At 72.3% G+C, this 19,829-nt stretch carries 25 protein-coding genes and 1 pseudogene; 20 read left to right on the top strand and 6 right to left on the bottom strand.

Features of this window, described 5'->3' with window-relative positions:
• Nucleotides 1–21: 21 nt before the first annotated feature.
• The 3 genes from AB0I06_RS18930 (at nt 22) to AB0I06_RS18920 (ending at nt 1,050) form a co-directional block, all read left to right on the top strand.
• Nucleotides 22–309: a DUF1416 domain-containing protein gene (locus AB0I06_RS18930; protein ID WP_003991226.1), complete on the top strand. Its 288-nt coding sequence runs from the start codon at nt 22–24 to the stop codon at nt 307–309.
• 86 nt (nt 310–395) lie between these two features.
• Nucleotides 396–653, top strand: coding sequence for a DUF3099 domain-containing protein (locus tag AB0I06_RS18925; RefSeq protein WP_358279301.1), 258 nt, complete (start codon nt 396–398; stop codon nt 651–653).
• A 22-nt stretch (nt 654–675) separates the two neighbouring features.
• Entirely contained in the window at nt 676–1,050 is a 375-nt protein-coding gene (locus tag AB0I06_RS18920; protein WP_363120006.1) for a VOC family protein, read from the top strand.
• On the opposite strand, the gene AB0I06_RS18915 is transcribed toward AB0I06_RS18920, so the two are convergent.
• On the bottom strand, nt 1,044–1,406 hold the full coding sequence (locus AB0I06_RS18915; protein WP_363119943.1) for a DsrE family protein: 363 nt from the start codon (nt 1,404–1,406) through the stop codon (nt 1,044–1,046). The two genes, AB0I06_RS18920 and AB0I06_RS18915, sit on opposite strands and share 7 nt — an antisense overlap.
• Before the next feature lie 203 nt (nt 1,407–1,609).
• On the opposite strand from AB0I06_RS18915, the gene AB0I06_RS18910 reads away from it, so the two are divergent.
• The 3 genes from AB0I06_RS18910 to AB0I06_RS18900 all read left to right on the top strand — a co-directional run bounded on the left by AB0I06_RS18910 (nt 1,610) and on the right by AB0I06_RS18900 (nt 3,801).
• The gene (locus tag AB0I06_RS18910) at nt 1,610–2,185 is read left to right on the top strand and encodes an FABP family protein (RefSeq protein ID WP_363119942.1); all 576 of its coding nucleotides are present in this window, start codon (nt 1,610–1,612) and stop codon (nt 2,183–2,185) included.
• Between the two features lie 202 nt (nt 2,186–2,387).
• Nucleotides 2,388–2,825, top strand: coding sequence for a transcriptional repressor (locus AB0I06_RS18905; protein ID WP_363119941.1), 438 nt, complete (start codon nt 2,388–2,390; stop codon nt 2,823–2,825).
• Between the two features lie 10 nt (nt 2,826–2,835).
• Nucleotides 2,836–3,801: a folate-binding protein gene (locus AB0I06_RS18900; protein ID WP_363119940.1), complete on the top strand. Its 966-nt coding sequence runs from the start codon at nt 2,836–2,838 to the stop codon at nt 3,799–3,801.
• A gap of 19 nt (nt 3,802–3,820) precedes the next feature.
• On the opposite strand, the gene dtd is transcribed toward AB0I06_RS18900, so the two are convergent.
• Complete coding sequence (gene dtd, locus AB0I06_RS18895) at nt 3,821–4,246, bottom strand: D-aminoacyl-tRNA deacylase (RefSeq protein WP_363119939.1); 426 nt, start codon at nt 4,244–4,246, stop codon at nt 3,821–3,823.
• 212 nt (nt 4,247–4,458) lie between these two features.
• Here dtd and AB0I06_RS18890 point away from each other — a divergent pair, with 212 nt between their 5' ends.
• From AB0I06_RS18890 to AB0I06_RS18880, 3 genes and pseudogenes are all read left to right on the top strand, one after another.
• Nucleotides 4,459–5,091, top strand: a complete 633-nt coding sequence (locus AB0I06_RS18890) for an aerial mycelium formation protein (RefSeq protein ID WP_363119938.1) — start codon at nt 4,459–4,461, stop codon at nt 5,089–5,091.
• A 22-nt stretch (nt 5,092–5,113) separates the two neighbouring features.
• A pseudogene (locus AB0I06_RS18885) lies at nt 5,114–5,415 on the top strand (sterol carrier protein domain-containing protein); the annotation flags it as partial.
• A 258-nt stretch (nt 5,416–5,673) separates the two neighbouring features.
• Nucleotides 5,674–6,576 (top strand): winged helix-turn-helix domain-containing protein, encoded by a 903-nt coding sequence (locus AB0I06_RS18880; protein ID WP_363119937.1) that lies wholly within the window; start codon nt 5,674–5,676, stop codon nt 6,574–6,576.
• A 36-nt stretch (nt 6,577–6,612) separates the two neighbouring features.
• Here the strand turns inward: AB0I06_RS18880 and AB0I06_RS18875 are convergent, their stop codons facing one another.
• Nucleotides 6,613–6,801 (bottom strand): hypothetical protein, encoded by a 189-nt coding sequence (locus AB0I06_RS18875; RefSeq protein ID WP_363119936.1) that lies wholly within the window; start codon nt 6,799–6,801, stop codon nt 6,613–6,615.
• Between the two features lie 147 nt (nt 6,802–6,948).
• On the opposite strand from AB0I06_RS18875, the gene AB0I06_RS18870 reads away from it, so the two are divergent.
• From AB0I06_RS18870 to AB0I06_RS18845, 6 genes are all read left to right on the top strand, one after another.
• Nucleotides 6,949–7,839 carry a GntR family transcriptional regulator gene (locus AB0I06_RS18870; RefSeq protein WP_363119935.1) on the top strand — a complete coding sequence of 297 codons (891 nt, stop codon included), beginning with the start codon at nt 6,949–6,951 and terminating at the stop codon, nt 7,837–7,839.
• Nucleotides 7,839–8,582 (top strand): HAD family hydrolase, encoded by a 744-nt coding sequence (locus AB0I06_RS18865; protein ID WP_363119934.1) that lies wholly within the window; start codon nt 7,839–7,841, stop codon nt 8,580–8,582. The genes AB0I06_RS18870 and AB0I06_RS18865 overlap by 1 nt, the downstream gene beginning before the upstream one ends.
• Nucleotides 8,583–8,842: 260 nt before the next feature.
• Entirely contained in the window at nt 8,843–11,029 is a 2,187-nt protein-coding gene (locus tag AB0I06_RS18860) for an aminoglycoside phosphotransferase family protein (protein WP_363119933.1), read from the top strand.
• Between the two features lie 45 nt (nt 11,030–11,074).
• Nucleotides 11,075–11,698 carry a TetR family transcriptional regulator gene (locus tag AB0I06_RS18855; protein WP_363119932.1) on the top strand — a complete coding sequence of 208 codons (624 nt, stop codon included), beginning with the start codon at nt 11,075–11,077 and terminating at the stop codon, nt 11,696–11,698.
• A 40-nt stretch (nt 11,699–11,738) separates the two neighbouring features.
• Nucleotides 11,739–13,775, top strand: coding sequence for an AAA family ATPase (locus AB0I06_RS18850; RefSeq protein ID WP_363119931.1), 2,037 nt, complete (start codon nt 11,739–11,741; stop codon nt 13,773–13,775).
• A gap of 22 nt (nt 13,776–13,797) precedes the next feature.
• Entirely contained in the window at nt 13,798–14,421 is a 624-nt protein-coding gene (locus AB0I06_RS18845) for an RraA family protein (protein WP_363119930.1), read from the top strand.
• 19 nt (nt 14,422–14,440) lie between these two features.
• Here AB0I06_RS18845 and AB0I06_RS18840 read toward each other — a convergent pair whose 3' ends face one another.
• Complete coding sequence (locus tag AB0I06_RS18840) at nt 14,441–15,619, bottom strand: GDSL-type esterase/lipase family protein (RefSeq protein WP_363119929.1); 1,179 nt, start codon at nt 15,617–15,619, stop codon at nt 14,441–14,443.
• A 177-nt stretch (nt 15,620–15,796) separates the two neighbouring features.
• Entirely contained in the window at nt 15,797–16,306 is a 510-nt protein-coding gene (locus AB0I06_RS18835) for a DUF2269 domain-containing protein (RefSeq protein ID WP_363119928.1), read from the bottom strand.
• Between the two features lie 131 nt (nt 16,307–16,437).
• Here AB0I06_RS18835 and AB0I06_RS18830 point away from each other — a divergent pair, with 131 nt between their 5' ends.
• Nucleotides 16,438–17,085 carry a class I SAM-dependent methyltransferase gene (locus tag AB0I06_RS18830; protein ID WP_363119927.1) on the top strand — a complete coding sequence of 216 codons (648 nt, stop codon included), beginning with the start codon at nt 16,438–16,440 and terminating at the stop codon, nt 17,083–17,085.
• A 156-nt stretch (nt 17,086–17,241) separates the two neighbouring features.
• On the opposite strand, the gene AB0I06_RS18825 is transcribed toward AB0I06_RS18830, so the two are convergent.
• A complete protein-coding gene (locus tag AB0I06_RS18825) occupies nt 17,242–17,541 on the bottom strand; it encodes a hypothetical protein (RefSeq protein ID WP_363119926.1) in 300 nt (99 codons plus the stop codon).
• Here AB0I06_RS18825 and AB0I06_RS18820 point away from each other — a divergent pair.
• The 4 genes from AB0I06_RS18820 to AB0I06_RS18805 all read left to right on the top strand — a co-directional run bounded on the left by AB0I06_RS18820 (nt 17,527) and on the right by AB0I06_RS18805 (nt 19,745).
• Nucleotides 17,527–17,886: a DUF6817 domain-containing protein gene (locus AB0I06_RS18820; protein ID WP_363119925.1), complete on the top strand. Its 360-nt coding sequence runs from the start codon at nt 17,527–17,529 to the stop codon at nt 17,884–17,886. The genes AB0I06_RS18825 and AB0I06_RS18820 overlap by 15 nt on opposite strands.
• On the top strand, nt 17,883–18,254 hold the full coding sequence (locus AB0I06_RS18815) for a VOC family protein (protein WP_363119924.1): 372 nt from the start codon (nt 17,883–17,885) through the stop codon (nt 18,252–18,254). Before AB0I06_RS18820 ends, AB0I06_RS18815 begins: the two co-directional genes overlap by 4 nt.
• Before the next feature lie 81 nt (nt 18,255–18,335).
• Nucleotides 18,336–18,983, top strand: a complete 648-nt coding sequence (locus tag AB0I06_RS18810; RefSeq protein ID WP_363119923.1) for a helix-turn-helix transcriptional regulator — start codon at nt 18,336–18,338, stop codon at nt 18,981–18,983.
• Nucleotides 18,984–19,073: 90 nt separating this feature from the next.
• Nucleotides 19,074–19,745 (top strand): hypothetical protein, encoded by a 672-nt coding sequence (locus tag AB0I06_RS18805; protein WP_363119922.1) that lies wholly within the window; start codon nt 19,074–19,076, stop codon nt 19,743–19,745.
• Nucleotides 19,746–19,829: the final 84 nt, after the last annotated feature.

Below are 19,829 nucleotides of genomic sequence, written 5' to 3'. Positions count from 1 at the left end.
TCCAGACTTCAGGAGTACGACATGTGCGGTGCGAAGGCCGGCGGCCCCGACGCCTCGACGATCAAGCCCGGTGAGACCACCATCCAGGGTCAGGTGACCAAGGACGGCGAGCCCGTGGTGGGTTACGTCCGTCTGCTGGACTCGACCGGCGAGTTCACGGCCGAGGTGCCGACCTCGGCGACCGGACAGTTCCGCTTCTACGCGGCCGAGGGCACCTGGACCGTCCGCGCCCTCGTGCCCGGCGCCACCGCCGACCGCACGGTCGTCGCCCAGCAGGGCGGCCTGGCGGAGGTCGCGATCGCCGTCTGACGGCGATCGGTCCCTGAAGGGCCGCACCCCTCGGGTTGGACGCCTGGGGTGCGGCCCTTCGGCCTGGCCGGACCTACGCTGGACGTATGTACGCACGGCGGCGTCACACGTACTTCGCGATGATGGGCCTCTGCATCGGCCTCTTCGTGCTGGCCTGGGGTGTCGTGCGCCTGTGGTCCGTCCCGGTCGCCGTCGGGATGTGCGTCGTCGCCATGGTCATCCCGCCCGTGGCGGCCATGGTGGCGAACCGGCGCGGACCGGAGGACCGGTGGTGGGACGACCCCTCCGGGGACCCGCAGTCCGACGAGTGGTGGGACGAGCTGGACGGCAAGAAGCGCCGGTGATGAACCGGCCCGGGGGATGGCCATGCGCTTGGCGGCGGCGACTCTGGACGCACCGGACGCCCGTGAACTGGCGGACTTCTACCTGCGGCTGCTGCCCGGCTGGCAGGTCCGGCCGGGCGAGGACGGCCCCGACTGGGTGCACATCCGGCCCCCGGACGGCGGCACGGGGCTGTCCTTCCAGACCGAGCCCGCGTACGTGCCGCCCCTGTGGCCGGCCACTGCGGAGCGGCAGCAGATGATGATGCACCTCGACATCGAGGTCGACGACCTGGAGCGGGAGACCGCGCGGGCCGTCGCCGCCGGGGCCCGGCTCGCCGGGTTCCAGCCGCAGGACGACGTGCGGGTGCTGCTGGACCCCGCCGGGCATCCGTTCTGCCTGTACACGGACTCTCAGTAGACGAGCGCCTGCGTCCCGGCCGCCATGGCCTCCTGGACGAAGACCTGCGCGCCCGCGATGCGGACCCCCTTGATGACGTCCTGCTCCGTGATCTCGCGGCGGGCCGCGCACTGTGTGCACAGGGTGACGCGGCCGGCCGTCAGGAGGGAGTCCAGCAGGTCGGGCAGGGGAGCCGCGTGCGGCAGCTCGAACTCGGCGGCGCGGCCCGGCAGGGCGAACCAGGCGGACTCGCCGGTCAGCCACAGGGAGACGTCGACACCGCTGGCCACGGCCACCGCCGCCACCGTGAACGCCTGGGAGCACCGCTCGGGGGCGTCCGCCCCGGCCGTCACCTTGATCACCAGCTTCTTCGCCATAGCCGGAATCGTAGTGCCGAAGGGGCCCGCGTAAGCTGGTCCCGGCCCTGTGCAACCGTTCGCACCCCGCTCAAGGAGCACCCCGTGGAGATCTTCTTCGAAATCCTGTTGGTCCTGGTCGCCCTCGGCGTCCTCGCCTTCGCCGGACTGACCGTGAAGAAGCTGTACCAGGGCCAGCGCTGACCCCCCTCTAGGAAGTTCTGATGATCGAGATCCCGTCCGACCTCCACAAGGACCTCGTGCCGCTCGCCTTCCTGCTCGGCAACTGGGCGGGCGCCGGAGTGCACGACTTCCCCGGCTCCGAGAAGTGCAACTTCGGGCAGGAGGTCGCCTTCACCCACGACGGCCGGGACTTCCTGGAGTACCGGTCCCACACGTGGGTCCTGGACAACGACGGCAACAAGGTCCGCCCGCTGGAGTCCGAGCACGGCTTCTGGCGGATCGACGCCGGCCGCAAGGTCGAGGTGACGATGACCCGCGACGACGGCGTCATCGAGATCTGGTACGGCGAGCTGGCCGACAAGAAGCCGCAGATCGACCTCGTGACGGACGCGGTGGCCCGCACCGCCGCCTCCCAGCCCTACACCGGCGGCAAGCGCCTGTACGGCTACGTCAAGAGCGACCTGATGTGGGTCGGTGAGAAGCAGACCCCCGAGGTCGAGCTGCGCCCCTACATGTCGGCCCACCTCAAGAAGGTCGTCACCCCGGAGGAGGTCGAGCGCTGGGCCAAGGCCCTGCCCGACGACATGCCGGACGACGGCATCGCTTTCTTTAAGTAGTCCTAGGGCCTGTCGTTTGGATCAGGTCGGCCGGGAGTGACTGGGCCTCTCGGCCGAGCCGAGCGGGGCGTGGTGCGTGCAGCTGCAAGGCGGAGGAGGGCGTCAACGCGGAGCGTTGACAACCGACGACAACGCGGCAGATGCGCGTACCACGCCCCGCGACGCCGGCATGATCCAAACGACAGGCCCTAGACTCTGGGGTGTGGTGAGCACCGACTGGAAGAGCGATCTGCGGCAGCGCGGCTACCGGCTGACCCCGCAGCGGCAACTCGTGCTCGAAGCCGTGGACACCCTGGAGCACGCGACCCCCGACGACATCCTCGTGGAAGTGAGGAAGACGGCGTCGGGGGTCAACATTTCCACGGTGTACCGGACGCTGGAGCTGCTGGAGGAGCTCGGCCTGGTCAGTCACGCGCATCTGGGGCACGGCGCGCCGACCTACCACCTCGCCGACCGGCACCACCACATCCACCTGGTCTGCCGCGACTGCCAGAACGTGATCGAGGCGGACGTCTCGGTGGCCGCCGAGTTCACCGACAAGCTGCGCGAGACGTTCGGCTTCGACACCGACATGAAGCACTTCGCGATCTTCGGCCGGTGCGAGGACTGCACGCTCAAGGCTTCAACTACCGAGTCGTAGGCTTACGGACATGAAGAGCCCTCTGCTGACCCTGCCCGGTGCCGTCCCCGCCGAGGGCGTGGACGAAGGTGTCGCCGCCCACTACGGCGATCTGTTCCGTGAGCAGCGTGCCCTCGCCGAGGGCACCGGATTCGTGGACCTCTCGCACCGCGGGGTCGTCACCGTCACCGGCGAGGACCGGCTCGCCTGGCTGCACCTGCTGCTCACCCAGCACGTCAGCGAGCTCCCGCCGGGCCGGGCCACCGAGGCGCTGATCCTCTCCGCGAACGGGCACATCGAGCACGCCCTGTACCTCGTCGACGACGGCGCCACGGTCTGGGCCCACGTCGAGCCGGGCACCGAGGAGGCGCTGATCGCCTACCTGGAGTCGATGAAGTTCTTCTACCGGGTCGAGGTCGCCGACCGCACCGCCGACATTGCGCTCGTCCACCTCCCGGCGGGCTCCATCGCCGAGGTCCCCGAGGGCGTCGTCGTCCGGGAGACCTCGTACGGCCGGGACCTGTTCCTGCCGCGCGCCGACCTGGAGTCCTACGCGGCGCAGGCCGGGCCGCCCGCCGGGGTCCTCGCCCACGAGGCTCTGCGCGTGGAGCAGCACCGGCCCCGGCTCGGCTTCGAGACCGACCACCGCACCATCCCGCACGAGCTGGGCTGGATCGGCTCGGCCGTGCACCTGCAGAAGGGCTGCTACCGGGGCCAGGAGACGGTCGCCCGGGTGCAGAACCTGGGCAAGCCGCCGCGCCGGCTGGTCTTCCTGCACCTCGACGGCAGCGAGGTCCACCTGCCCGCGGCCGGGACGGAACTGCGGCTCGCCGAGGAAGGCCCCGACGGCCGCAAGGTCGGCTTCGTCACGACGTCGGCCCGCCACCACGAACTCGGTCCGATCGCCCTCGCCCTGGTGAAGCGGAACGTGGCGGTGGACGCCCCGTTGATGGCCGGGGACACCGCGGCGGCCCAGGAAGTCGTCGTCGAGCCCTGACGCTTGTAGACCTTTCGGGTCAGATGTCGATCTGCACGGTGAACGGGCCGTCGTTCGTGAGCGATACCCTCATCGCCGCTCCGAAGCGGCCCGTGGCCACCGTCGCGCCCAGGGAGCGCAACTGGGCGACGACCTCGTCGACGAGGGGCTCGGCCACATCGCCGGGGGCGGCGGCGTTCCAGGTGGGGCGGCGGCCCTTGCGGGCGTCGCCGTAGAGGGTGAACTGGCTGATCACCAGGAGCGGGGCGTCGATGTCGCTGCAGGACTTCTCCCCGTGCAGCATGCGGATCGACCAGAGCTTGCGGGCCAGCTGGGCCGCCTTCTCCTTGGTGTCCTCGTGGGTGACGCCGACGAGGACGCACAGCCCCTCGCCCTCGATCGCGCCCACCGTCTCGCCGTCCACGACGACGCTCGCGCCGTCCACCCTCTGCACCACTGCTCGCATGTGTCCATCATGCCGGGAGGTGACGTCAGGGCCGCGCGTGGTGTGCGCATGGCCCGAAAGGGTGGTTTGCCCCGGACGCCAACGGCCCCTGCTGGACCGTATTTTGCTGCTTAACCGCCCATCTGGGGTCTATCGGGACCACTCGTTCCCATAGGGACCACTTGGGGTGGCACGATGCATGCACACACCGGTCGAGGGGACGGTTGAGGCACATGAGCACATCAAGCACCGGACAGCAGCAGGCGGCTTTCCGGTCGACGTACACGGGGATCGGCGCGCCGGAATACCACCGGCCGCCCACGCAGCGCACCGACAGCCCGCGGCTGCCCTCGGACAGCCCCGAGGACCGGCTGTCCGCGCTGAGCCTGCCCGAACTGCGCACGCTGCGCCGCGAGACCCAGCGCGACGAGGCCGACCTCAGCTATCTGCGGCGGCTGCTCCAGGGGCGGATCGACATCCTGCGCGCCGAGGTGGCCCGGCGTGCCCCGGCGGGCGCCGCCTGTGTCACGGCACCCGGGGAGACGTCGGTGGTGGAGCGGCTGGCGGACATCCTGCGGGACGCCCCGGCCCGGCACCGCTCCTCGGCCCGGCACCTGACCCTGGGCACCCCGAAGGGCGAGGAGTTCCGGCGGCTGGCCACGGAGATGCTCGACGAGGTCGAACTGTCCGACCTGGACGCGCGCACCGACCTGGAGCTGAACACCGCGATGGGCCGGCTCGAGCGCTACGAACAGCAGGTCTCCCGGCGCCGCCGGCGGCTCCAGCGCACGGCCGACGAGTGCGGCGCGGAGATCGCGCGCCGCTACCGCGAGGGGGAGGCGCAGGTCGAGGACCTGCTGGTGTGAACCGCCCCGGGGGAAGAGGGTGGCAGCCGGGATCACCACGCCGGCCCACTGGCTGTGGGTGCGGATCCTGGACGCCGACCGGGCGCTTGAGGCCCGGACCTACGACGGCCACGGATCGCTGGTGCCGGAGATCGCCGGGGTGGACGGGCTGACCGGCGGGCGCTACCGCGGGCCGGGCGAGCTGGCCGCGCTGTGGCTCGGGGACGAGTCGGCGGTGCGGCTGGCGGCGCTGGGGCGGGTGCGCGAGGAACGAGCGGGCGCCGCCCGGAAGGCCGACGCCCTGCCGCGTACGCCGGGCGGCCGTGGTGCCCGGACATGTTCTGAGCCGCTCCCTTCTGCCGGCGTGCTGGGACCCGCATCCGTAGCGAGCTGTTCAGTTGTGGTGGTGCGGCGGTGCCGACGGGCGGGACTCCCGGCTCCCCTCCGGAAGGGAGTCCCCTGGCGGGTGGCCAACCTTCCGAAGGTGTGACCATGTCCCCGAAGTTGGTGACCAACTCACTGTCTTTATCTCCGCCCCGAACCGGCTCATAACCACCTTTCCCTGAACTGCCGCAAGATGGCGGGAAGTTGTAGTGTTCGGCTGTGGACCCGGAACACGACTCCGCCACTGGGCGGAAGAGGTCGCAACGGCCACAGAGGACACATCACGAGGTGGCCGACGAGCTGCGCGCCCGGATCAGGTCAGGGGTGCTGCGGCCGGGTGCGCGCATGCCCACCCAGGCCCAGCTGGCCCACGAGTTCGGTGTGGAGCGCGGTGCCGTGCGGCAGGCGCTGCGCATCCTTCAGTCCGAGCGGCTGCTCACCAACGTGTCCAAGGGCAGCCCGGCGACCGTCGCCGCGGACCCCGTCGGCGCGCTGACCGGCCCACAAGCCCCGCCGCTGCCCACGACGGTGGCGCTGGCGCCCCGGATCGCGACGGCGTTCGCGGCGGAGCACGTGGAGATCGACGCCGTGTGCCTGACGTCCATCTCCCTCACCCTGGCCATCGGCGAGCCGCTGCGGCAGATCCACGCCGGACGGCTGAAACCGGCCAAGGTCGACGTCCGGGTGCTGTTGCCGAGCCGGGACATCGACCTCGCCTTCCCGGTGCCGGTCGAGGGGCGCGGTGCCGACTCGGTGCACGAGCGGTGGCTGGCGATGCGCAACGCCCAGGGGCAGGTCCTGGAGCACAACCTGCTGGCCCTGCGCGCCACGCACGGCATCGACGTGCGTGTCACGTTCCGCGCGCTGCCCTTCACCCCGCCGGTGAAGCTGTACCTGCTCAACGGCACGGAGGCGCTGTTCGCGTACTACACGCTGACGCGCCGGGAGGCCGAGATCGATCACGAGCGGCGGGCGATGTACGACGCCCAGGGCACCCGGTCCATGCTGTTCGCCTTCCGGCAGGGCGCCGGGCTGCGGGACACCACGTTCGTGGAGCAGTCGCACCTGTGGTTCAACGCGTTGTGGGAGACGATCAGTTCGGAGCTGGTGCTTACGGGCTGACGTCTCCCACGGGTGGTGCCGGGGCGGTGCGGTGACTCAACGGGCGGGCCCCGTCATCAGCAGCGCGAGCACGACCGCTCCGGCGGAGCTGACGGCCGGGCTCTTGGCCTTGACGCCCACGGTGAGAAGGACCAGGCCCACGATGCCGGCCGGGCCGTACTTCCACTGGACGAGCTGTTCGAAGGCGACGACGAAGGCGGCGGAGAGCAGAGCGAGGGCGGGCATCGGGGTTCCCCCTTCGGAAGTCCGGAAGCAAAACTTCCGCCAACTTCGAGAAGTTGGCAACCAACTCTGATTAAGTTGTCCCCACTTGGTCCCTAGTTATAAACAACTTTCAAGCAACTCCCGTCAGATGGATCAGAGTTGTAGCGTTTGGTCGTGGCCCAGGAGAGCGTGGCGGAGAACGTGGCAGTGAACGGCAGCAAGAGGTCCTCACCCCAGGAGATCGCCGGCAACCTGCGGGAACGCATCCGTTCCGGCGAGCTCCGGCCGGGAGACCGCCTGCCCACGCAGGCCGAACTCGCCGAGGAGTTCGGCGTGGAGCGCGGCGCCGTCCGGCAGGCCCTGCGCATCCTCCAGGAGGACGGCCTCCTCGCCGACGTCAGCAAGGGCAGTCCGCCCCGCGTCGCCGTCCCGGCCCCCGTCCGCGGCGAGCCCCAGCCGACCATGGTGGGCCTGGCCCCGCGTCTGGCGGAGGCGTTCTCGGTGCCGCATGTCCGCGTCGACGTGGTCTGCCACACCGCGGAGACGCTGATGGTCGCCCTCGGCGAGCCGCTGCGCCTGATCCACGAGGGCCGCATCCGCCCCGAGTCGATCGACGTCCGCATCCTGGTCCCCTCCCGGGACATCGAACTGGCCTTCCCCGTCCCGGTGGAGGCTCACGGGAAGGACAACCCGGTCCACACCCGCTGGCTCGCCATGCGCAACGCCCAGGGCCAGGTCCTCCAGCACAACCTGCGGGCCCTGCGCTCGACGCACGGCATCGACGTGCGCGTCACGTTCCGCGCGCTGCCCTTCACCCCGCCGGTGAAGCTCTACCTCCTCAACGAGCAGGAGGCCCTGATCGGCTACTACATGCTGACCAGGCGCGAGGAGGAGTGGGGCAGCCAGACCCTCGACATGTTCGACGTCCTCGGCTCCCAGTCCCTCCTGTTCGCCTTCGCCGGAGGAGCGGGCCGCCGGGACGGGGCGTTCGTGGAGGAATCCCAGAAGTGGTTCAACGCCCTCTGGGAAACCATCACGACGGACCTGACACTCTCCTAGTGACCTCTGATGCAGCGCAGACCGGTGCGGTGACCACCGAGAGCGAGAACGATCCGTACGGACTCCGCGATCTGACCGGACGCGCGCGCGTCGTGCTCTGGGACTTCGACGGGCCCATCTGCCGGCTGTTCGCCGGGCACTCGGCGGAGCAGGTGGCGAGCGACCTGGTCTCCTGGCTCGAGAGCCGGGGCCTGCACGGCCTGCTGACCGACACCGAGCGGGAGTCCATGGACCCGCACCGGGTGCTGCGCGCCGTGGACCGCCGGCACCCCGGCAGTGATCTCGTCGCCGAGCTGGAGGAGCGCCTGACCCAGGAGGAACTGCGGGCGGCGGCCTCGGCGATGCCGACGGCGTACGCGGATCCGCTGATACGCACCTGGACCGCGCTGGGTTCCCGGCTGGCCATCACCACCAACAACTCGCCCCGGGTGGTCCGCACCTACCTCGCCGGCCGCGGCCTCGTCGGCTGCTTCGCCCCTCACATCTACGGCCGGACCCGGGAACTGCGCCGGCTGAAGCCGGATCCGCACTGTCTGAACCAGGCGCTGGACGCGCTGGGGGCGGCGCCGGGCGATGCTCTGATGATCGGCGACACGCCCTCCGACCGGGAGGCGGCAGGACGGGCCGGGGTGCCCTTCCTCGGCTACGCGCGCAACGGCCGGAAGGCCAAGCTCCTGCGGGTGGCCGGGGCCGATGTGGTCCTGGACTCCCTGGAACCGCTGCTGCGGCTGCTGCGCGCGTAGGTGGCGAGAGGGCGCCGGAGAGGCGGGAGGGAGCCCAGGGGCGCCGGGTGTAGCATTCCCGCACCGTGCACCGATTGAGTCACTCGCCCGTCCTCGTTCGTATGTGAGAAGGCCGACCGGCCGCCGTCGAACACGTTCGCGCAACCTCACGCAGATGAGTGGCAGACCCCCCGTATCGGCTCACTCCGCCATGCGCGGCCCCGGCCGCGAACCTACGGTGTGCCTTACCGTCCCCCCTTCTCGTACTTCCGGAGCGGCCCGTGGGCGCACCCCCTCTTCCCGGACCTCTTCCCGGGGGACGCGCCTCGCACGACGCCACCTGCCGGGCCTTCGTGAAACGGGCGGCCGAGCTGGGGCGGGAGACCGGCGGCCACCACCGGAACTACGTCCTGCCGCTCACGGAGGGCATGGCCCGCCTGCTCGGGAGGGAAGCGGGGACGCCGGTGATCGTCCGGATCCGGCGTCCGGACACGCTGCCCGTCGCCATCCGGACCTGGCAGAACGAGGCGGACATCCTCGACGCCGTGCGCGGTGTGCTGCCGCACGCCCCGGAGTGCCTGGTCGAGCGGGACGGGTTCGCCATCCACAGCTTCGTGGAAGGCGAACCGCTCTCCCGCGTCTGCGGCGACGGCAAACCCGTCGACACCCTGCTCGTCGAGGCCCTGGCGGAGCTGCTCGCCCGGACGGCCCAGGTCCGGCGCGGGGCACTGCCCGCCCTGCCCGCCGTCTGGCCCCGCAACCACATGGACAGTCAGGGCTTCCTGCGGACGCTGGCCCACCTGGCCGACCGGCAGATCAGACGGCCCGACCAGGCGTCCTTCGGCGGGCTGTTCGCGGCGCTCGGCATCCCGGAGGACGCGCTCGCCGAGCTGGCCGGGCGGGTTCCGGCCATGGCCCGGCGGCCGTACAGCCTGCTCCACACCGACCTGCACCGCGACAACGTGATCGTGTCGTACGCGGGGGACCCGCCCCTGGTCTGTGTCGGCTGGGAGCTCGCCAGCTACGGCGACCCGTTGCACGACCTGGCCACGCACCTCGTCCGTATGCGGTACCCGGCGGACCAGTGGACCCAGGTGGTCGACGCGTGGGCCCGGGCCATGCAGGAGACCCGTCCGGCCGCCGTCAACGGCCTGGCCGGCGACCTGCGGCACTACCTGGCCTTCGAGCGGGCCCAGTCGGTGTTCCCCGAGGTGATGCGGGCCGCCCGCGCCCTTGAGGAATCGTTCACCCGGACGAGCCTCGCCGAGGCGGCCGCGCGGGTGCGCCGGGCCCTGGAGGCGGCGACGGAACCGCTGCGCCTCACGAGGGTGCCGCGCGAGGGCGAGATCGAGAGGGCCCTGTCCCGGTGGCTGGTGTCGCGCGTGAACGGGGATATCGGCGGCCGGGCCTGGATGGCGAAGGCGCTCGACTGGAGGCCCGACCGGCGTGTTCCGGAGCGCCCCGGCTTCCCGCCCGCCGCGGTGCGCGAGGCCCTGCTGGCGGAGGGGGCCGCTCCCGCGGGCAGGGTGTTCAAGGGGACCGCTCACCTGAACACGGTGGTGAGTGTGCCGGGCGTCGACACGCCCGTGGTCGTCCGGCGGAAGCTGCCCGACATGTGCCGCCGGGAGCGTGGCTTCCTCAGCGAGCACGCCGTGCTCAGGGCGATCGAGGAGTCGTCCACCGAGGTGGCGGCGCCGAGGGTGCTCGCACTGGGCGAGACGGCGCGGGGCGACACGGTCGCCTTCCACACCTACGTCGGGCCGCGGAACGTCGGCAGGCCCCCCGACCACCCCGTCCACGGCCTGCTGCCGCACGAGGCCGACAGCCTGGTGGACCAGCTCTGCGCGCTGACCCGCGTGCGGTACGAGCAGGTCGACCCCACGGCCGGCGAGGGACGGTTCCACCACTGGCTGCGGGAGCAGCTCATCGCCCTGGTGCGGGACCTGCCGGAGGAGTCGCAGCGACTGGCCCGGCATCTCGGCCTGCCCGACGCCGACCGCCTGCGGCTGATCCTGGCCCGGCACGAGCTGAGCGAGCGTGAGCCGGCCCTGCTGCACGGGGACCTGAACCCCTGGAACCTCGTCCGCCGCGAGGACCACCTGGCGCTGACCATCATCGACTGGGAGATGGCCGTCGTCGGCGACCCCCTGTACGACCTCGTCCGGCACCTGCACCTCACGCCGACCCGGCCGGAGATCAGGGACCGGATGTTCCGCCGCTGGGAGCGCCGGCTTCCGCCCGAGTACACCCACGACTGGCGCAAGGACCGGCAGGTGTACCGCTGGCTGGAGATCGTGCGCTCCGCCTACGTCGACCTGGACCGCATCGTGACGGGGGCGGGCCTGGACGCCCCGAACGTCCGCAGAGCGGTGGACTCCTACGCGGTGACCCTCGCCGCCGCCACCGCCTCCCTCGGCCTGCGCACCCGCTCCACGGCGAACCCGTCCCTCGGCCGCGCCTTCGCCTAGAGGCTGTTCCGCTGCCGCCTCCCGGCACTGCGTAGGCTCCCGGGCATGAGCACCCCGGGCCTGCGCGAGCGCAAGAAGCGGCGGATGTACGAGACCGTGTCGGACATCGCCGTGCGGTTGTTCCTGGAGAAGGGGTTCGACGCGGTGTCGGTCGCCGAGGTGGCGGCGGCTGCCGAGATCTCCAAGCCGACGCTGTTCCGGTACTTCCCGGCCAAGGAGGATCTGGTGCTGTACCGGATCGCCGACCACGAGGGCGAGGCCGCCCGGGTGGTGGGGCAGGCGCAGGAGCCGCCCGTGGAGGCGTTGCGGCGGCACTTCCTCCAAGGGCTGGAGCGGGGCGATCCCGTGACCGGGCTCAACGACCACCCCGACGTGCTCGCCTTCCACGCCCTGCTCTACGGCACGCCCTCCCTGGTCGCCCGGGCGTACACGCATCAGGAGCGGTCGGAGGCCGCGCTCGCCGAGGTGCTCGGGGGCGATCTGGACGCGCGGCTGGCGGCCGGGCAGATCATGGCCGTGCTGCGGGTGCTCGCGCTGGAGAACTGGCGGCGGATCGCGGCGGGGGAGCGAGTGGCGGACGTGCGGCCGGACGCGGTGGCGGTGGCGGAGCGGGCGTTCGGGTGGCTGGCGGCCGGGCTGCCCCCGCGCCTCCGGAGCGAAACTCGGTAATTTATTTAACTCAGTCACGTTTTCGCGTACGCTCGGTGGAATGACCTCCACCGAGCCTGCCCTCCAGCACGTCCTCGACCGCGAACGCGCCCACCACGAACGCTGCCGGACCGCCCTCGCCGCGATGGTCGAGGGCGCCGGTGAACAGGTCGTCATCGGGGAGGACGTCTCCGCGTCCGGCGCCGACGCCGAAGTCCTCGGACACCGGCTGCGCAGCCGGGCGAAGGCACTGCGCGAGCTGCCCGAGGGTCCGTTGTTCTTCGGGGCCCTCGTGGGCGGGGAGGCCGTCCGGGGCGGGGAGGGCCGGCTGCACATCGGGCGGCTGCGCATCTCCGAGCACCCGGCCGAACCACCCCTGGTGGTCGACTGGCGCGCCCCGGTCTCGCGGGCCTTCTACCAGGCCTCGGCCCGGGACCCGCAGGGCGTGGCGGTGCGCAGGCGGTTCGGATGGGCGCCCGGCAGCCGGGGTGACTCCGCCGATCTCACCGGCCTGGAGGACGAGCACCTGGAGCAGGGGGAGACGCGGGAGAGCGCGATCGTCGCCCGGGAGATCGAGCGGCCCCGGGTGGGGCCCATGCGGGACATCGCCGCGACGATCCAGCCCGAGCAGGACGACCTCGTACGGGGGGATCTGACGCTGTCGGTGTGCGTGCAGGGCGCGCCGGGCACCGGCAAGACCGCCGTCGGGCTGCACCGGGCCGCCTACCTGCTGTACACGCACCCGCAGCGCATCCGGCGCGGCGGGCTGCTGATCCTCGGGCCCAACCGCACCTTCCTTTCGTACATCGCCGAGGTGCTGCCGGCCCTCGGTGAGACGGGGGTCCGGCAGTCGACCCTGGGGGAGGAGATCGCGCGCTGCCCGGTGCGGGGCGTCGACGACGAGCGGGCCGCCGTCGTGAAGCACGACACCCGGATGGCCGAGGTGCTGCGGCGGGCGCTGTACGCACGGGTGCGGATCGAGGCGGACGGCGCGGAGCTCGCCCTGCCGGACGGGGCCTACCGGTGGCGGGTGCCGGCGCGGGAGCTCGCGCGGATCGTGACCGAGGTGCGCGAGGAGGAACCGCCGTACGGGGTCGGGCGGGAGCGTGTGCGGGCGCGGATCGTGCGGTGTCTGCGCGAGCAGGTGGAGCGGCGGGCGGGGCCGCCGCCCCACTCCTGGGTGCGGCGGGTCGAGCGGTCGCGGCCGGTGTCGGCGTACGTCGACGCGGTCTGGCCGCGGGTGCGGCCCGAGGAGGTCGTGGCCGCGCTGCTGGGCGACGAGGAGGCGCTGGCGTCGGCCGCCGAGGGGCTCCTCGACGACGGCGAGCAGCGGGCGCTGCGGTGGGTGCGGCCGCCCCGGTCGTGGAAGTCGGCGCGCTGGTCGGCCGCCGACCTGGTGCTGCTGGACGAGGTGGCCGGGCTGATCGGGCATCCGGAGGGGTACGGGCATGTCGTCGTCGACGAGGCGCAGGACCTGTCCCCGATGGAGTGCCGGGCCATCGCCCGCCGGGCCCGCTTCGGTTCGCTGACGGTGCTGGGCGATCTGGCGCAGGGGACGACGCCGTGGGCGGCCCGGTCCTGGCACACCGTCCTGACGCACCTGGGGAAACCGGACGCGGCCGTGGTCGCCCTGACCACCGGGTTCCGGGTGCCGAAGGCGGTCGTGGGGCTGGCCAACCGGCTGCTGGAGCGGCTGGACGTGGACGTGCCTCCGGCCCGTTCGCTGCGCGGGGACGGGGAGTTGCGCATGCGGGAGACGACGGTGGACGGCGTGCCCGGGGCGGTGGTGGCCGCCGTGGAGGACGCGCTGGGGCGGGAGGGGTCGGTCGGGATCGTCGCGGCGGACGCGGATGTCCCGCGGCTGCGGGCGGCGCTGGAGGCGGCCGGTATCCCGGCGGCGGGCCCGGACGAACCGGGCGCGCGTATCTCCCTGGTGCCGGCGAGCGTGGTCAAGGGCCTGGAGTACGACCATGTCGTCGCCGTCGAGCCGGCGGCGATCGCCGAGGCGGAGGAGCGGGGGCTGCACCGGCTGTACGTGGTGCTGACGCGGGCGGTGTCACGGCTGGAGGTGGTGCACGGGAGGCAAATGCCCTTCTAGGGCGGGGGGTTAGGTTCATGCCATGACCGAAGCAGACGCGTTCACCGACATCCCCACGACCACGCTGGCCGATCTGCTGGGCCGCGGCCGGGTGATGGACATCGGCATCCGGCCGCTGTGGGGCCCGGTGCCCCGGGTGGCCGGACCGGCCTTCACCGTACGGTGCCCTCCCGGCGACAACCTGATGCTGCACGCCGCGATCCACCGGGCCGGGCTGGGCTCGGTCGTCGTCGTGGAGTCGGGCGACCTGGACCACGCCCTGGCCGGCGGCAACGTCTGCGCCGTCGCCCGGCGCCGGGGCATCGCCGCCTTCGTCGCCGACGGGCTGATCCGCGACCTGGCCGAGGTGCGCGACCTGCGCTTCCCGGTGTTCGCCCGCGGTGTCATCCCCATCCCGGGGAGCAAGTCGGCCGCCCTGCCGCTGAACGAGCGGGTGCGCTGCGGCGGGGTCACGGTCGACGCGGGCGACACGGTCGTCGCCGACGAGGAGGGCGTCGTGGTGGTGCCCGCCGCCCGGCGCGAGGAGGTGCTGGACGCGGCCCGGGCGAAGCTGGCGAAGGAGGCCGCGCAGACCCTGGACGCGTGGGAGGCGGACCACCGGGCGCGGATCGACGCGGTCCTCGCGGAGCAGGGGTTCGAGGCCTGACCGACGCCCGGCCCGCTCATCACTCCGCCGCGAAGGGCCCTCCCCCGGTGAACGCCAGCTCGTGGAAGCGGGCGCCGATGTGCCGGTGGGTCGCCGCGTCCGGGTGGACGTGGTCGGGCAGGGGGAGCGCGGCGGCGTCGGCGGCGCCGTAGAGGTCGAGGCCGTCGAGGTAGTGCAGGTTCGGGTCGTCGGCGGCGCGCCGGCGGACGATGCGGGACAGTTCGTCGCGGATCACGGTGAGGGTGAGCGCGCCGGTGGGCGTCTGTGCCGGATCGCCCATGGCTTCGAACAGGAGCCGGCCCTCGGCGAGTTCCCGGGCGTCGGGGGCGGTGGGGCCGGGTGTGTCCTCGTGGATGGCGCAGTGCAGGGGAGAGACCAACAGCAGCGGGGTGTCGGGGTGCCCCTCGCGGATCGTGTCGAGGAAGCCGTGCACGGCGGGACCGAAGGCCCGCAGCCGCATCGCGTCCCGGTTGACGAGGTTGATGCCCACCTTGACGCTGATCAGATCGGCCGGGGTGTCACGCATGGCGCGGGCGGTGAACGGGTCGAGCATCGCGCTGCCGCCCAGGCCCAGGTTGATCAGTTCCACCCCGCCGCGCAACGCGGCGATCGAGGGCCAGACGGCCGTCGGGCTCGCCCCGTCGGAGCCGTGGCTGATCGAGCTGCCGTGGTGCAGCCACACCCGGCGTCCCCGGTCCGGCAGGGGCGTGACGGGGGCGTCCGTGCGCAGGGCGACCAGTTCGGTGCTCTCGTTGTGCGGCAGCCAGATCTCGACGTCCTTGTCACCCCCGGGCAGGCCGTCGAAGCGGACGGTGCCGGCCGGGCCGGGCGCGAACTCGCTCTCCCACGTCGTCAGGTCCACGGTCAGGACGTTGCCGCCGGTGGCGGAGGCCTGCCCGGCCGGACGGCCGTCGACGAGCAGGTCGTACAGACCGTCCGGGCGCGGCGGGAAGCCGGTGTACTCGCGTTTGGTGCGCAGCGTGTCCAGTTCGACGGCGGTCGCGGCGGTACGGAAGGCAAGGCGTACGCCGGAGGGCTGGGCCTCGGCCATCGCCAGCTGCGGATCGGTGTTCTGCGCGCGGGCCCGGGCCGGGAGCCGGTGCGGGAGCAGGCCGTGCTCGGTGCGCTCCACGTCGAGGGCGCCGCGCAGCAGGTCCGCCGTGAGGGGCGTGGTGATCCAGTCGTGCTCGGTGTGCATGGGTGTCAGCCTCGGGGATCGGTCAGGGCCGCGGGCCGGTTCCGCAGCAGCGTGTCGAGGGCGTCGAGGATCCGGGCCCAGGAGTCTCGGTGTCCGGGGTTCCGCCGCTGAAACCGCCGACGGGCCGTGCGGGCCGGACGCGCGGCCGTCCCGGAGGGTGCCGTGCGGGCCGGATGCTCAGCCGTCCCGGAGGGGCCGTCGGGCCGGGGCGCGCAGTCTCGCGCCCCGGCGGGTGAGCCCCCAGGGCTTGAGGACGGAGATCACCGTCATGAAGACGTAGGCCGACAGCGACACGACCGGCCCGAACAGCACGTCACCTGCGTCGGGCAGCGGCCCGCCCGCGGAGACGGCCAGGACCGCGGTGTTCACCCCGGGACGCAGCGCGAACACCGTGGCGGTGGTCGTGGCGAGGGTCAGCCAGAACTTCGTGTACACCCACCGGTACCGGGCCAGGCCCCACTTCGTGCCCAGCGACAGCAGCACGCCGCTGAGGAGCGTGAGGAACGCGACGGGGAGCAGGAGCCAGTCGGCGAAGAGCTTCATGGCCCGGACGGAGGCCTCCACGGTCACGGGGGATCCGGTGGTGGCCGCGGTGGTCCCGAGCGCGAGCAGCCCGAGCCAGCAGGCGGAGACGGTGACGTGCACGACGAGCGCGGCCCGGCGGGCGGGGCGGCTGAGTTTCTGCATAGTGCACACGGTGCCGGGGAGACGAGGGGAGGGCGTCTTACGACGGGAGTAACCAGGTGTACTGGCGTCGGAGTACAGGGCTGCCGCCCGTACCGGAGGGCGGTGTCGGTGCCGTCGGCTAGCTTCGCGGCATGACCGAGCCCCCCTACCTCGCCGCGGTCCGGGAGTCCTACGACACCGTCGCCGCCGACTACACCCGACTCGTCAAGGAACCAGCCGAGCTGGACCCGGTGTCCCGCGCGCTGCTGGCCGCCTTCGCCGAACTCGCAGCGCCTCTCGGGCCGGTCGCCGACCTGGGCTGCGGTCCGGGGAAGGTGACGGCGCACCTGGCCGCTCTGGGCGTACCGGTGTTCGGCGTCGACGTGTCACCGAGGATGATCGAACTGGCCCGGGCGGCGCACCCGGACCTCCGTTTCACCGTCGGCTCGATGACCGCCCTGGACCTCGCCGACGGCGAACTCGGCGGCATCCTCGCGTACTACACCACCCACCACACGCCGCCGCAGTGGCTGCCGACCGTCTTCGCCGAGTTCCACCGCACCCTCGCGCCCGGTGGCCGGCTGATGCTGGCCGGCCATGTGGGCAACGGCGAGCACCTGCGCCCCACGCGCGCGTACGGCGACCATCCGGTGTCCTACGAGTCCCACCTGCTGCCGTCGGACCGGATCGCGGAACTTCTGCACCGGGCGGGGCTGGTGGTCACGACGCGTGTGGTGCAGGAACCCGAGGGAGGAGCGAGGCGGCAGTCGGGCACATTCCTGGCGTACAAGCCGGAGTAGCGGAACGGGGCGGGCGGCCACGCCCCCGTCAGGCGTTCGGCTCGCTCTCCCCGGGCGCGTCGCCGGCCGGCTCCGACAGCCCGATGACATACGTGCCCTTCGCGGGCAGGGTGGCGACGAGACCTCGTTTGCGGTGTCCGCGGAAGGTAACCCCTGCTACCTGGTGACCGACGACAACGGCGCTACCTCTCCCGTCTCGCCGACGACCTGGAGGCCGTCCAGCTCGCCACCGGCGCCGACGTGCTCGGCCCGGCCCGCGAGGTGCTGGACGACCCGGCCTCGCCGTACGGGGAGGTGCGTTTCGCCGGCCTTCGTCTCGCCGAGTGCCTGAGCGACGCCCTGCGGGTCGCCGAGTCCCGGGGGATCAAATCGATGGCCGGCCCGGCCGGGCACCGCTTTGATGGTTGCCGCCGCCGACCACTGCTGGAAGGACTTCACCCTGTGACTGCTTCCCATGCCGAGTCCGGCCCGGCCGTCGCGCTCCTGAGCCGGCTCGGCGCGGCGGACATGGACCACCCGGGCGGCACCCTCCTCGCCCACCTCACGCGGGTGCGGAGGCAACTCGCCGCGTGGGGCGCCCGCCCTTTCCGCGACCGGTTCACCGGCCTGAGCCACAGCCCGGAGCCGCAGTCGCGGCGGGACTTCGCCGAGTTGTCCGCCGCCAGCGAGATCGACCTCGCTCGCCTCGACCCCGCCCTCCGTGACCGGTGGGGCCCCGAACTCCTCAGCCTCTTCACACGCATCCGTCCCCTGCCGAGCCGACCGGCCTGGTCGGACTGCCGGGAGGTGCTGGCCGGATGAAGTTGAGCGCGATCACCCTGGACTGCGCCGATCCGCTCGCCCTGGCGGCGTTCTACCAGCAGGCGACCGGACTGGAGCTGCATCCGAGGTCGGACGCCGACTTCGCCGCGCTGGAGGGTGCGGCCGGGCTTTCCCTGTGCTTTCAGCGAGTCGACGACCACCGGCCTCCCAGCTGGCCCGACCCGGTCGTACCCCAGCAACTGCACTGCTGCTTCCGTGTCGAGAACCTGGACGAGGAGGAGGCCCGGTTGCTGGAGCTGGGTGCCGGGAAGCCGGAAGGGCAGCCGAACGAGGAAGCGTGGCGTGTGCTCACGGACCCGGCCGGGCACCCGTTCTGCATCGTGAGGGGACGCGCGGCGCAGGGGTGAGGCGGTCGCCTCGCGGGTGGCGTGGCGCACTTTTGCAAGCGGGTGCTTGCAATAGTTAGCGCCGTGTTGCAGGGTGGAGCCATGGCATCGCTCAACGTCGGCAATCTCGGTGACTATCTGCGCGAGCAGCGGCGCACCGCGCAGCTGTCGCTCCGGCAGCTCGCCGACGCCGCCGGGGTGTCGAACCCGTACCTGAGCCAGATCGAGCGCGGGCTGCGCAAGCCGAGCGCGGAGGTGCTCCAGCAGGTCGCCAAGGCCCTGCGGATCTCCGCCGAGACGCTGTACGTGCGGGCCGGGATCCTCGACGCCGAGCGGGACCGGGACGAAGTGGAGACGCGGGCCGTCATCCTCGCCGACCCGACGCTGCACGAGCGGCAGAAGCAGGTGCTGTTGCAGATCTACGAGTCCTTCCGCAAGGAGAACGGATTCGGGACCGGTGAGGGCACCGGCGACTCGGACGGCGAGGGCGTCGCGGGTGTCGTCGGCCTGGTCGCCGGGGACGGCGCGGCGGGCGTCGACGGGGACGCTTCCCACACCGACGCCGGCACCGGGATACCGCGGACCGGCCCGGCCGACGGCGCTCCGCCCGCACGGCGCCGCGGCGGCGGGAAGACCGTCAAGAGCGCCGGCCGTGGCACCGGCAAGAACGACGGCGGTACGACCGCCGGCCGTCGGGCCCGCGAGGGCGCCGACGGCAGTGACACCGATCCGCAGCAGACGGCCGGCTGAGCCGGACCAGGGCACCGGCCGTACCGCCACGGATCACCGAACCCTCAGCCGAACCCCTCAAGCGAGACTGAATCCGGGAGGACCCCCACCATGGCCATCACCGACGACCTGCGCAAGACCCTCAGCAACCCCACCCCGCTCTACTTCGCCGCAGGCACCGCCGACCTCGCCCTTCAGCAGGCCAAGAAGGTGCCGGCCCTGGTGGAGCAGCTGCGCTCCGAGGCCCCCGCGCGGATCGACGCCGTACGCAACACCGACCCCAAGGCCGTCCAGGAGAAGGCCTCCGCCCGGGCCAAGGAGGCCTCCGCCCGCGTCAAGGAGACGCAGGAGACCCTGCAGACCAAGGTCACGCACTTCATCGGCTCCATCGACGTCGACATCAAGAAGCTCGGCAGCACGATCGACGCGGACCTGAAGAAGATCGGCGAGAGCGCCCAGGACTTCGCGCTGCGCGGCGTCGGCGTGGCCGCCGAGTACGCCGTCAAGGCCCGCGAGACCTACGAGAAGGTCGCCGAGCACGGCGAGCAGGCCGTGCGGACCTGGCGCGGTGAGGCAGCCGACAGCATCGAGGACGTCGCCGAGGGCGTCGAGGAGCTGGCCATCGCCGTCGAGCCGAAGCGCCAGCCGGTCGAGGTCAAGGAGGAGCCGGTGAAGCCCGCCGCTGCCGCCGCCCCCGCCCCGGCCAAGAAGGCGCCCGCCGCCAAGAAGGCCCCGGTGCGCAAGCCCACCACCGCCAAGAAGACCACTCCGCCGGCCAAGTAGGACCGCGGGGCGATCACCCGCGACGGGCCGGGCACCCTGGGGGTGTCCGGCCCGTTGGTACGGGTACGGTGACCGCGTAGGGAC

It is taken from the genome of Streptomyces sp. NPDC050674, from assembly GCF_040654575.1.
Classification (GTDB): domain Bacteria; phylum Actinomycetota; class Actinomycetes; order Streptomycetales; family Streptomycetaceae; genus Streptomyces.
The sequence above is the reverse complement of the archived record's forward strand: the minus strand, read 5'-3'. Positions and strand labels throughout refer to the sequence as shown.

Coding starts and splice junctions, on each gene's coding strand:
- AB0I06_RS18930 (WP_003991226.1), top strand. CDS start 22: ATGTGCGGTGCGAAGGCCGGCGGCCCCGACGCCTCGACGATCAAGCCC.
- AB0I06_RS18925 (WP_358279301.1), top strand. CDS start 396: ATGTACGCACGGCGGCGTCACACGTACTTCGCGATGATGGGCCTCTGC.
- AB0I06_RS18920 (WP_363120006.1), top strand. CDS start 676: ATGCGCTTGGCGGCGGCGACTCTGGACGCACCGGACGCCCGTGAACTG.
- AB0I06_RS18915 (WP_363119943.1), bottom strand. CDS start 1,406: ATGGCGAAGAAGCTGGTGATCAAGGTGACGGCCGGGGCGGACGCCCCC.
- AB0I06_RS18910 (WP_363119942.1), top strand. CDS start 1,610: ATGATCGAGATCCCGTCCGACCTCCACAAGGACCTCGTGCCGCTCGCC.
- AB0I06_RS18900 (WP_363119940.1), top strand. CDS start 2,836: ATGAAGAGCCCTCTGCTGACCCTGCCCGGTGCCGTCCCCGCCGAGGGC.
- dtd (WP_363119939.1), bottom strand. CDS start 4,246: ATGCGAGCAGTGGTGCAGAGGGTGGACGGCGCGAGCGTCGTCGTGGAC.
- AB0I06_RS18890 (WP_363119938.1), top strand. CDS start 4,459: ATGAGCACATCAAGCACCGGACAGCAGCAGGCGGCTTTCCGGTCGACG.
- AB0I06_RS18875 (WP_363119936.1), bottom strand. CDS start 6,801: ATGCCCGCCCTCGCTCTGCTCTCCGCCGCCTTCGTCGTCGCCTTCGAA.
- AB0I06_RS18855 (WP_363119932.1), top strand. CDS start 11,075: ATGAGCACCCCGGGCCTGCGCGAGCGCAAGAAGCGGCGGATGTACGAG.
- AB0I06_RS18850 (WP_363119931.1), top strand. CDS start 11,739: ATGACCTCCACCGAGCCTGCCCTCCAGCACGTCCTCGACCGCGAACGC.
- AB0I06_RS18845 (WP_363119930.1), top strand. CDS start 13,798: ATGACCGAAGCAGACGCGTTCACCGACATCCCCACGACCACGCTGGCC.
- AB0I06_RS18840 (WP_363119929.1), bottom strand. CDS start 15,619: ATGCACACCGAGCACGACTGGATCACCACGCCCCTCACGGCGGACCTG.
- AB0I06_RS18835 (WP_363119928.1), bottom strand. CDS start 16,306: ATGCAGAAACTCAGCCGCCCCGCCCGCCGGGCCGCGCTCGTCGTGCAC.
- AB0I06_RS18830 (WP_363119927.1), top strand. CDS start 16,438: ATGACCGAGCCCCCCTACCTCGCCGCGGTCCGGGAGTCCTACGACACC.
- AB0I06_RS18825 (WP_363119926.1), bottom strand. CDS start 17,541: ATGGGAAGCAGTCACAGGGTGAAGTCCTTCCAGCAGTGGTCGGCGGCG.
- AB0I06_RS18815 (WP_363119924.1), top strand. CDS start 17,883: ATGAAGTTGAGCGCGATCACCCTGGACTGCGCCGATCCGCTCGCCCTG.
- AB0I06_RS18810 (WP_363119923.1), top strand. CDS start 18,336: ATGGCATCGCTCAACGTCGGCAATCTCGGTGACTATCTGCGCGAGCAG.
- AB0I06_RS18805 (WP_363119922.1), top strand. CDS start 19,074: ATGGCCATCACCGACGACCTGCGCAAGACCCTCAGCAACCCCACCCCG.